General features: G+C 45.5%; 11 protein-coding genes. 8 read left to right on the forward strand and 3 right to left on the reverse strand.

Going from position 1 to position 10,143, the window contains the following annotated elements; translation table 11 throughout:
- The 4 genes from AC9UEY_RS05135 to secA form a co-directional block, all read left to right on the forward strand.
- Nucleotides 1-465, forward strand: a 465-nt coding sequence (locus tag AC9UEY_RS05135) for a winged helix-turn-helix domain-containing protein (protein WP_509538698.1), incomplete at its 5' end; no start/stop codon positions are given.
- A 2-nt stretch (nucleotides 466-467) separates the two neighbouring features.
- Nucleotides 468-2,018 (forward strand): MtrAB system histidine kinase MtrB, encoded by a 1,551-nt coding sequence (gene mtrB, locus AC9UEY_RS05140; RefSeq protein WP_509538701.1) that lies wholly within the window; start codon nucleotides 468-470, stop codon nucleotides 2,016-2,018.
- Nucleotides 2,019-2,076: 58 nt separating this feature from the next.
- Nucleotides 2,077-2,721 carry a ComF family protein gene (locus tag AC9UEY_RS05145; protein WP_509538704.1) on the forward strand — a complete coding sequence of 215 codons (645 nt, stop codon included), beginning with the start codon at nucleotides 2,077-2,079 and terminating at the stop codon, nucleotides 2,719-2,721.
- Nucleotides 2,722-2,769: 48 nt separating this feature from the next.
- The gene (gene secA / locus AC9UEY_RS05150) at nucleotides 2,770-5,445 is read left to right on the forward strand and encodes a preprotein translocase subunit SecA (RefSeq protein ID WP_509538707.1); all 2,676 of its coding nucleotides are present in this window, start codon (nucleotides 2,770-2,772) and stop codon (nucleotides 5,443-5,445) included.
- A gap of 1 nt (nucleotide 5,446) precedes the next feature.
- Here the strand turns inward: secA and AC9UEY_RS05155 are convergent, their stop codons facing one another.
- Nucleotides 5,447-5,974, reverse strand: a complete 528-nt coding sequence (locus tag AC9UEY_RS05155) for an Rv3235 family protein (protein WP_509538710.1) — start codon at nucleotides 5,972-5,974, stop codon at nucleotides 5,447-5,449.
- A 122-nt stretch (nucleotides 5,975-6,096) separates the two neighbouring features.
- On the opposite strand from AC9UEY_RS05155, the gene AC9UEY_RS05160 reads away from it, so the two are divergent.
- The 4 genes from AC9UEY_RS05160 to AC9UEY_RS05175 are packed head-to-tail and all read left to right on the forward strand — an operon-like array spanning nucleotide 6,097 to nucleotide 9,667.
- Nucleotides 6,097-6,696: a flagella basal body P-ring formation protein FlgA gene (locus AC9UEY_RS05160; RefSeq protein ID WP_509538713.1), complete on the forward strand. Its 600-nt coding sequence runs from the start codon at nucleotides 6,097-6,099 to the stop codon at nucleotides 6,694-6,696.
- Nucleotides 6,689-7,789: a CpaE/TadZ family protein gene (locus AC9UEY_RS05165; protein WP_509538716.1), complete on the forward strand. Its 1,101-nt coding sequence runs from the start codon at nucleotides 6,689-6,691 to the stop codon at nucleotides 7,787-7,789. Before AC9UEY_RS05160 ends, AC9UEY_RS05165 begins: the two co-directional genes overlap by 8 nt.
- A gap of 19 nt (nucleotides 7,790-7,808) precedes the next feature.
- Nucleotides 7,809-8,195: a DUF6912 family protein gene (locus AC9UEY_RS05170; RefSeq protein WP_509538719.1), complete on the forward strand. Its 387-nt coding sequence runs from the start codon at nucleotides 7,809-7,811 to the stop codon at nucleotides 8,193-8,195.
- Between the two features lie 2 nt (nucleotides 8,196-8,197).
- Nucleotides 8,198-9,667, forward strand: coding sequence for a sensor histidine kinase (locus AC9UEY_RS05175; protein ID WP_509538721.1), 1,470 nt, complete (start codon nucleotides 8,198-8,200; stop codon nucleotides 9,665-9,667).
- Here AC9UEY_RS05175 and AC9UEY_RS05180 read toward each other — a convergent pair.
- Together AC9UEY_RS05180 and AC9UEY_RS05185 are read right to left on the reverse strand one after the other, a co-directional pair.
- Nucleotides 9,664-9,933 (reverse strand): WhiB family transcriptional regulator, encoded by a 270-nt coding sequence (locus AC9UEY_RS05180; RefSeq protein WP_506626810.1) that lies wholly within the window; start codon nucleotides 9,931-9,933, stop codon nucleotides 9,664-9,666. The two genes, AC9UEY_RS05175 and AC9UEY_RS05180, sit on opposite strands and share 4 nt — an antisense overlap.
- 30 nt (nucleotides 9,934-9,963) lie before the next feature.
- The coding region (locus AC9UEY_RS05185; protein WP_509538724.1) for a hypothetical protein at nucleotides 9,964-10,143 on the reverse strand (180 nt) is incomplete at its 5' end.

Here is a 10,143-nt window from a genome sequence, read left to right on the forward strand (position 1 = left end):
ATCGTCATGCTTTCAGCTAAAGGTGACACGCAAGATGTTGTAAAAGGCTTAGAGGCCGGTGCTGATGATTACATGGTTAAGCCATTTCGTCATCCATCAGAATTAATCGCGCGTATCAGAACTCGTCTGCGCCGGACAAATGCAGATGTTCTTGGTCTAATCACAATTGGTGATTTAGCAATTGATGTCCAGGCACATCAAGTTTTGCGTGCTGGGAAGCAGATTGCCTTAACTCGTCTTGAATTTGATTTACTCGTTGCCTTGGCAAAAGAACCGGGTCGCGTGTTTACACGGGATGCGTTGCTCAGTGAGGTGTGGGGCTATCGTCATTCCACAGATACCCGTTTGGTAAATGTTCACGTTCAACGTTTACGTTCCAAGATTGAACACGATGCCGAGCATCCTGAAATTGTCATCACGATTCGCGGTGTTGGCTACAAAGCTGGAGTCATGGGCGGTTCCTAACCATGAACCGTTTTTTCTGGAAGGCTCGTAACTCCCTTGCATTCAAGGTAATTCTTTCAACAGTAATTCTCTCTCTTGGCGTTGTCTGGATTACTGGATCGGCCCTCAATTCACGTCTATCTAGCGGTATTAGAGAAGTAAACCTGAACTCTGCAGTAGTCGAGGCGCGCTCTACTATCTTTACAGCTGATTACCGTTTCTTGCTCGCCCAAGGTGAAAAAGATTCAGTCGTTCAAAAAGTTGTAGACGACGTTATTAGCTCTGCAACGACTATTACATCAAATGAAAACACACGCGAAGTAGTTTTCCTTCGCAGCCCCGGTAATACAAGAATTATGAATTATGAGATTGCCTCGAACTTGCTTGATCCAGGAACAATTCCAAAATCTCTGAGTGAGCGTGTTCGTAAATCTGATGACATTGTTTGGCAGTACACCACTATGCGTTACTTGCAAGGCACAAGTGTTCCAGGATTAGCTATTGGTCAAAAAGTGCAGATACCAAATGCTGGTCAATATGAAATGTATATTGTTTTTTCTTTGACTAATGAAGGGAAGACCCTCAATCTAATTAGTACGTACCTGCTTATCGCTGGCCTCATTTTGTTACTTTTGATCACTTTGATTACTTGGGTTGTGGTGCGACAGGTCGTTAAGCCTGTGCGCGAAGCGGCTCGAATTGCAACTGAATTTACTTCAGGAGATTTTAGACAGCGGATGAAGGTGTATTCACAGGATGAGATATCAACTCTTGGCCACGCATTTAATGAGATGGCAGAATCACTTGAGAAACAAATTGCGAGATTAGAAAACCTTTCTCGCGTGCAGCAGCGCTTCGTATCAGATGTTTCACACGAATTACGTACTCCTCTGACTACTTTACGTATGGCATCTGAAGTCATTGCCGCCTCTAAAGACAGTTTTGACCCGACAGTTGCCCGTAGTAGTGAATTATTAGTGGCACAACTAGATCGCTTCGAGCGGTTGCTTGAAGATTTGCTGGAGGTTTCACGATTTGATGCTGAGGTTGCCGTTCTTGAAGCGGTTGATTTCGATATTGTGCAACTAGTCAATCGTTGTGCAGAAGATTTGGCACTTGTGGCAAGAGAGAGAAAGACAGAGATATTTGTTAAGTCTGCAGAGCCTGTAGTCATGATCAAGGCTGATATTCGCCGTGTTGAGCGTATTTTGCGCAATCTCTTGGCCAATGCCATTGATCATGCAGAAGAGGTACAGATCGATGTGCAGATTGCAGCAAGTGAACACGATGTTGCAATTGGCGTTCGCGATTACGGAGTGGGTCTTGATGAAAACTCTTTGACTAGAGTATTTGATCGCTTCTGGCGCGCAGATCCTTCACGAGCGCGTATACGTGGAGGCACTGGACTTGGTCTTTCTATCGCCTTAGAGGATGCACGCTTACACAATGGAGAGCTTGAAGCATGGGGACGTCCTGGGAGAGGGGCCCACTTTGTGGTCACTTTGCCCCGAAAAACTTGGGAGTCAATTGATCAACGCCTAATTGCACTGCAACCAGAAGATTACACAGCTTAATTTCCACATAATTTCTTTGAAAGTAAACTGAGATCAGTTAAGTGAGCACTATGTGCTCATGCACTTTTTATCTGAACTCTCACACTTAGTCTTTCCGACTAGGTGTTATGGATGTAACGCATTGGGTCTAAGTATTTGTACCCTATGTCGGCGCGAGTGGATCCCGCATTACTACAAGACCCATGCTAGTGAGATAAGTGTTCACTCTGCTTTGATTTATACGCCAACAGCATCCAAGATAATTCTTGCTGCAAAGGAAAGTGGCTTGCAAGGGGCGGATGATTTGCTGATAGCGGCCATCATCCATGTGTTAGATAAGGCTCGACTAGATAAAGGTTATTTCACCTTAGTCCCAGTGCCTTCCAGTAAACAATCACAGCGCCGACGTGGTCGCAGCTTCATAGTTGATTTAACAAAGAATATTTCCAAGCGCACTGGCATAGGTATAAATGATTGCCTTCAGCTTTCACGACCTGTTTCTGATCAAAGTGGTCTGACGCGAGTGCAACGAATATCAAATATGCATGGAGCCTTTTCTTTAAAGCCGGGTTCAATTCTTCGTGGTGATGCAATTGTGATTGATGATGTGGTCACTACGGGTGCAACCCTGCGAGAAGCGGCCAGGGCCCTGAATTCGCAGGGTTTTCATGCCTTCGGCTCAGTTTGTGCGGTTACCGCCTGTGTGGCTCAACCTCTACGATAAGGGGGTGAAAAGGCACCCTCAGGGAGCCGCGATGAGAGGTAAGAATCAATGCCAGCATTTGTAGACAAGATTTTGCGTGCAGGCGAAGGACGCATCCTTCGTGATCTGAGCAAGGTCGTTGCCTTAGTAAATGCTCAAGAAGCTCGCTGTGTTGCGATGTCTGATTCTGAACTCCGTAGTCAAACTGGCATTTTCCAAGATCGTTATGCAAAGGGTGAATCACTCGATGATTTACTGCCTGAAGCATTTGCCGTTGTCCGTGAAGCAGCACAGCGAACTTTGGGCCAACGTCACTATGACGTGCAGATTATGGGTGGGGCAGCACTTCACAGGGGCAACATTGCAGAAATGCGTACTGGTGAAGGTAAGACTTTGGTATCAACACTGCCTTCATACCTCAACGCTCTTGCAGGTCGCGGCGTGCATGTTGTAACAACAAATGATTATTTAGCAGAGCGCGATAGTGAGTGGATGGGTCGTGTACATCGTTTTCTTGGTTTAAAAGTTGATGTAATTCTTGCAAATATGACTCCAGCAGAGCGCCGCCAGGCATACCTTGCTGACATCACATATGGAACAAACAATGAATTTGGCTTTGATTACCTTCGCGACAACATGGCTTGGTCACTTGAAGAGTGCGTACAGCGCGAACACTTCTTTGCAGTAGTCGATGAAGTTGACTCAATTTTGATCGATGAGGCACGAACACCATTGATCATCAGCGGTCCTGCTGACAAAGCGACTAAGTGGTACGTAGAGTTTGCAAATCTTGTCAGTAAATTACAGCGCGATGTTCACTACGAAGTTGATGAGAAGAAGAAGACCTGTGGAGTTATTGAAGAAGGCGTAACTAAGGTTGAAGAGATGCTACAGATTGGCAATCTCTACGAGGCGGCGAATACGCCCATGATCGGCTATCTGAACAACGCTATTCGAGCTAAGGAACTGTTTAAGCGCGATAAAGATTACGTTGTAATGAACGGCGAACTATTAATTGTAGATGAGCACACTGGCCGTATGTTGGCTGGTCGCCGCTATAGCGAAGGCCTACATCAGGCACTTGAAGCAAAAGAACGTATTGAAATTAAGGATGAAAACCAGACTCTTGCAACTATTACATTGCAAAACTACTTCCGTTTGTACTCAAAGCTTTCTGGCATGACAGGTACGGCTTCAACAGAAGCATCAGAGTTCCATCAGATTTATAAGCTCGGCGTAGTTCCAATTCCTACTAACCGTGAAATGCAACGTCTTGATTCAGCTGACTTGGTATACAAGACAGAAGTTGGAAAGTTTGCTGCAGTAACCGCAGATATCGCAGAGTGCCATCGCAAAGGACAGCCAGTATTGGTTGGTACCGTCAGCGTTGAAAAGTCTGAAGAACTTTCTGCATTCTTGCGCAAATCAGGTGTTCCTCACGAAGTTCTAAATGCTAAGCATCACGAGCGCGAAGCAGCGATCATTGCACGCGCAGGTGTGCGGGGCGCAGTAACAGTTGCTACCAACATGGCAGGTCGCGGTACTGACATCATGCTTGGCGGAAATCCAGAATTTATGGCTGACTTTGAATTGCAACGTCGCGGAATTTCCCCAGTTGATAACGCTGAAGAGTATGAAAAGGAATGGCCCGCAGAAATTGCACGTCAAAAAGCTGCAGTTGAAAAGGGGCATGAAGAGGTAGTTGCTCTTGGCGGTTTGTATGTTCTAGGAACAGAGCGCCACGAATCACGTCGTATCGACAACCAGCTACGTGGCCGTTCAGGTCGTCAAGGTGATCCAGGTGAGTCTCGTTTTTATCTTTCATTACAAGATGATTTGATGCGTCGCTTTAATTCAGGAATGGTTGAGCGCTTTTTAACCGCTGCAGGCCTTCCTGAGGATGCACCAATTGAGTCAAAGATGGTTTCAAACGCTATTCGCTCCGCACAAACACAGGTTGAAGCACAAAACTTTGAGATGCGTAAGAATGTTTTGAAGTACGACGATGTTATGAACCGCCAGCGCACCGTTATTTACGGTGAGCGCCGCATGGTTCTAGAAGGCGCAGACATTAAGGATCAAGTTGCAGGATTTGTTTCCGATACTTTGACCGCATATGTTCAAGCTGCAACTGCCAATGGATATGCAGAAGATTGGGATCTAGAAACCCTATTTACAGCCCTTAAAACCATTTATCCAATCTCATTTACCATCGATCAATTACTTGCCGAAGTTGGTTCTCGTGCAGGGCTAGATGCTGGGTATTTGACTGCTCGTATTGTTGACGATTGCAAGGCAGCGTATGTACAGCGCGAAGAGGCACTTGGCAAAGAAGTTATGCGCGAACTAGAGCGCAAGGTATTGCTATCTGTTCTAGATCGTAAGTGGCGCGAGCACCTATACGAGATGGATTACCTGCAAGAAGGTATTGGGCTACGTGCGATGGCACAGCGTGATCCACTTGTTGAGTATCAAAAAGAGGGCTTTGACCTATTCGCCGCGATGATGGATGCAATCAAAGAAGAGATTGCTGGCTTCTTGTTTAACATCGAAGTTACTGTTGAGAGTTCAAACAATGCTGTTGTTGCACCAGGACTTGAGGCTAAGCAACTTCCTGCAGCTGGATTGCAGTACACGGCAGCAGATGAATCTGGTGTTCGCACAACTGGTGATGTTTCTAGAAACGCTCAATGTCCATGTGGCTCAGGCAAGAAGTACAAGCGCTGTCACGGTGGAGCTACTTAACTTAAATCAAAGTTAAGGCCGTACATAACCAACGTCCATCTAGTCCTTCAAATCTGATTGCAACAACACGTAATCTATCTCCGTAGCGAATAGTCACTGTTGACTCACAGATGCCATCTAAGGGTTCGGTAACTTTAATCTTTCGCACTCTTCCAATCATTTTTTGCTGCCCTGCTTTGCGTTGTAAATCAGCAAAAATTAGATGATGACACATAGCCTGGACTTGTGATGCTGTTCGGCGTCCAGCCCAAATTTCAACGACACTGTGAATGAATTGAAATGTTAGTTCATTGATATCTGGTAGATCTGTAGCAGATGTTGGTTTAGGAGCAAACTCTGGGTCGTACTCTTCGCCAAATGTTGAAGGGCTTAAATAAAGTCGTGGTTTTTGTACAGGTTGCCCGGGATATTCAGGTCGAAACATTTCAAGGACTAGATGTTGCCAATCTTCATCTGGATCACTTGAGATGGGTGCTAAATCAATGGTTGAGAAGGATGGCTGCTGGCTGTATTCGAGTTCTGTTGTCATGGAGTGAGAATTGCCCTGGACTCGTGCACATACCTCAGACTTAAGGGTGGATTGATCTAGTACTTAAGTACCACTGTGGATAAAGGGTGAGTAGATGTCCTGGATGCAGTTTGGGTACTCCTATGACTCTACATAAAAAAACTCGCGCCTCACGACTTCCATTGGCAGTAACGCTCATTGCCGCCGCATTTGTCTCAGCTTTTCTGATTGCAACATTTTCTAATAAAGGGGCTGATTATTGGGTTGTTAACCTTCCTATATCGCCCGGTCATCAGATCTCTGCATCTGATGTCTCTATTGTGCATATGAATTTAGATGCAAGTGCCCAGTTCTACTTGAGCGATGAGGTCGAGCCAATCGGAATGATTGCAACGCGAATCATGCATGCAGGCGAAATTATTGGCAGTTTGGATTTAACGTCAACCGTTGATGCCATGTCAACTAGTGCTGTGCCACTTAGCGTTCGCTCCGTTGATGTTGCAACAGGTTTACGTATTGGAGAAGGTGTTGATATCTATTGGGTCTTAGACACTCAAAACGGTGAGGAGGTGATGGATCCAGTATTGATTCTTGGGGGAGTTACGTTGCTTAGCTTTGACGATGGAGGCAAGAATTTTGGAAGCGATATTGGGTTATCTGTAGCGGTAGAAGAGACACAGGTACTACGACTTTTGAGTGCAACAACATTTGGGCGCTTAGTGGTGATCAGGTCACATGTCTGAGTTAGAAATGCCCACAGTCATAACTGCGATTTCATCCTCTGAAACTGAAGGATTTATTGCAGGAACTTTGTTTGCACAAGGTTGGAGCGTAGTTTTTCGAGCTATTGATTGGGAATCACTAGAGCGTTATATCAACGCCAATCCGGAAGCTGCCCGGGGAGCACTTTTATTATTTGCTTCAGATTTACCAGGTATTACAAAAGCTAAAGTAGATACGATCACACCGAAGATCCGCCAAATGATTGGCTTTTCTATATCTCAGCAGCGGGAGAGTGATTTGATTGAACTCTATGATGTACCACAATCAACAACTGATCTAGTGAGTTTGGTCCGCGGATTTGTGCGTGCGCCAATGGTGCGGGGTCTTAACACTCCGCAACGTGCTGTACGAAAATCCCGTGTTATCGCAGTTGGATCAGCAGGCAGTTATACCGGCTGCACGATGGTGGCAATAAATCTGGCAATGGAGCTGAGCATTCTTGAAAAATCAATATTATTAATCGAGGGAAATTATCGAGCGCCATCTATTGCCGCTTATTTAGCAATGCGAAATCTCAATAGTGATGGGCCATGGAAAACCATTGCTCCCCACCTATCCTTAACTGAAGTAGATCAAGAGCACGCAGGCAGTATTGATGAATTTATGGATCGGGCAGCTGCAGAGTTTGAGTACATCATCATTGATCTTGGCTCCATTTCAGGGTTATCAAATCGACTAACTGATCGCAGGTGGACATCGACGATGACGACCTGGTGTTGTGATCAAGCAGATGAGTTAATGATTGTTTCTAGGGCCGATCAATTAGGTGCACATCGATTGTCCCAAGTGATTGATCTTTTACAGAGTACTTCAGTACGCGCAGCTTTTAGCTTTGTCATGAATATGAAATCTCCTGGCAAGAGGGGAGATAGTGAGGAATCTAGATTCTTGAGCAGTGCAACCGCCCTTAAACCAATACGAATCAGGAGCATTGCCAAGGACTCTCGCGCAGTCATGGCCGCCGAAGATGAGCACGCGACCTTGGTGGAGATTAATGAGCGCTCAAATCTGCGTAAATCAATAGCAGAACTGGCCCGTGAACTAAAAAGTTGAGATCTATTACTATTACCCAATGCGTGCATATCTACCAATTAGTCACAAGGATCTTGAGGGCTTTGTAATCAACAAGAGCCTTGAGGTTGATGAACTCTATGCACCAACTATCCACTTTGAAGTTGAAAACCCGGATTGCGATGAAGAAGAGCTTGAATATTTATTGTCGGTTGCCGCTGGCGAAGAAGCCTTAGAACTTCGCCTATCTGAGAAGGCACCAGGAATTGTTGTGGCACTGGAAATCGAAAAGGAACAGATTGGTGAGCACTATGCCCAATCAATCACTCTTGTTTCCCCATTACAATGGGATCAAGTGCAATGTGCATTGCTTGCATTTCAAGGTGATGACGAACTGATTTGGTTTGCTACCCAAGAAATTGAACTTCACTTGGCAGAGTGGAAGTAACGATGTTCCAGTTAGATAATTTGTTGGGCGGCCGAACGACGGTAACTTTTGATCAATCCCATCGACTGCGCGAGCTTGTTGCAGACTGGCAACTTTTATCTGACCTTTCATTTGCAGACTTAATCTTGTGGGTTCCAATTCGTAAAGATATAAAACTCTGGCCAACTGGTCATATTGCTGTGGCTCATATTCGCCCAACAACAGCGTCGACTGTTTTTATCAACGATGTAATCGGGGATGAAGTCTTATGGGGTGCACGTCCAAATATTGATGAAGCACTTTCAACAGGTGACATTATTCGCAATACCGAGCCTGAACGTGTCGGTGAGTTATTGATTAAAGAAGAGACAATTCCTGTGTTCTTTGAAGGTCAGGTTATTGCTGTTATATCTCGGCACCGCAATGCTGAGCAGATGCGTTCGCCTGGAAAACTAGAGCTAAATTATCGAGAAATTGCAAAACATTTATATCAAATGGTTGCTGAAGGAAATTTTCCATACCAATCTGCAGGTTCTTTATTTGAACCAGTTCCTCGAGTGGGAGATGGGTTAATTCGCTTGGATGTAAATGGTGCTATTTCTTTTGCTAGCCCTAATGCAAAGTCAGCGTTTTCTCGCATGGGATGGAACAGTGAGCTAGAAGGTCGCAATCTTGGCGAGGTTGCAGAAAAAGTTGTTACTTCCTCGCCAAATGCACATGAAGAAGGTATTCGCACCCGCCTCAATGGCAAAACATTACGTCGTGTAGAAATAGATAATCAAGGCGCAACAATTGATCTTTTGGTCTTGCCACTGATTCAAGGCACAGATCGAATTGGGTCAATCGTTCTACTGCAAAACGTTACTGAACTTCGTCGACGAGATCGCGAGCTTGTCACTAAGGATGCAACTATTCGGGAGATTCACCACCGCGTAAAAAATAATCTGCAGACTGTCTCTGCCCTGCTTCGCTTACAGTCCCGCCGAATAGATGACCCGGCGGCAGCTGCAGCCTTGGATGAAGCGGTTCGACGTATTGCATCCATTGCCCTGGTGCATGAAACTCTTTCAAATAGCACCGAAAATACTGTGGCCTTTGATGAGGTGCTTACTTCACTAGTCACTCATGCCCTAGAGCTAAGTCCTCGCATGGGTCAGTTGAGTATTGAACGCAAAGGATACCTTGGTTCACTTGAGTCAAGAATTGCAACACCCTTGTCTTTAGTTGTTACGGAACTCATGCATAACGCCCTTGAGCATGGCTTGTGTGAATCTGGAACTCGTTTAACAATCGAGCTTCAGCGCTATAGCAATGAAGGCCTGATCACTATTTCTGATGACGGAGTGGGATTGCCAGAGGGATTTGATCTATCAACGTCGGCAAATTTAGGTCTACAAATTGTGCGCACGCTTATCGAAAATGAATTAAAGGGTGAACTGAATTTGGAATCTACACACCAAGGAACCCAAGCAAAACTGCGCTTCCCACTTTAAATTTGGTTTTGCTGCTCCATTAGACGCGCACGGTTACGTGCTGCACGACGCTTTAGCGCACGACGTTCATCTTCAGATAATCCGCCCCACACACCTGCATCTTGGCCACTCTCAAGTGCCCATGCCAAGCAAGGCTCTTTAACAATGCAACGATTGCACACCTTTTTTGCTTCTTCGATTTGAGTTAGGGCAGGTCCTGTATTTCCGACAGGGAAGAAAAGCTCCGGATCCTCATCACGGCAGGCTGATTGATGTCGCCAATCCATCGCATGTCTCCTTAGGGAAGTACAACTTATTCAAAAGTTACGTGGTGTGAATACACACAGTTGTGCGTGCAAGGTCTTAATTATCCATGCTGCGGCGTCGCTATACAAGGATGTAAGCAAAGAGTTTTTGAAAATATGAGTGATGTTCCTCAAGTGTGCCCCCGACAGGAATCGAACCTGTGCACCTGCCTCCGGAGGGCAGTGCTCTAT

This window comes from Candidatus Planktophila sp. (assembly GCF_040402275.1).
GTDB lineage: Bacteria > Actinomycetota > Actinomycetes > Nanopelagicales > Nanopelagicaceae > Planktophila.

What these genes read in the sequence shown, in the direction of transcription:
- mtrB (WP_509538701.1), top strand. Translation starts at nt 468, where the DNA reads ATGAACCGTTTTTTCTGGAAGGCTCGTAACTCCCTTGCATTCAAGGTA.
- AC9UEY_RS05145 (WP_509538704.1), top strand. Translation starts at nt 2,077, where the DNA reads ATGCACTTTTTATCTGAACTCTCACACTTAGTCTTTCCGACTAGGTGT.
- secA (WP_509538707.1), top strand. Translation starts at nt 2,770, where the DNA reads ATGCCAGCATTTGTAGACAAGATTTTGCGTGCAGGCGAAGGACGCATC.
- AC9UEY_RS05155 (WP_509538710.1), bottom strand. Translation starts at nt 5,974, where the DNA reads ATGACAACAGAACTCGAATACAGCCAGCAGCCATCCTTCTCAACCATT.
- AC9UEY_RS05160 (WP_509538713.1), top strand. Translation starts at nt 6,097, where the DNA reads ATGACTCTACATAAAAAAACTCGCGCCTCACGACTTCCATTGGCAGTA.
- AC9UEY_RS05165 (WP_509538716.1), top strand. Translation starts at nt 6,689, where the DNA reads ATGTCTGAGTTAGAAATGCCCACAGTCATAACTGCGATTTCATCCTCT.
- AC9UEY_RS05170 (WP_509538719.1), top strand. Translation starts at nt 7,809, where the DNA reads ATGCGTGCATATCTACCAATTAGTCACAAGGATCTTGAGGGCTTTGTA.
- AC9UEY_RS05175 (WP_509538721.1), top strand. Translation starts at nt 8,198, where the DNA reads ATGTTCCAGTTAGATAATTTGTTGGGCGGCCGAACGACGGTAACTTTT.
- AC9UEY_RS05180 (WP_506626810.1), bottom strand. Translation starts at nt 9,933, where the DNA reads ATGGATTGGCGACATCAATCAGCCTGCCGTGATGAGGATCCGGAGCTT.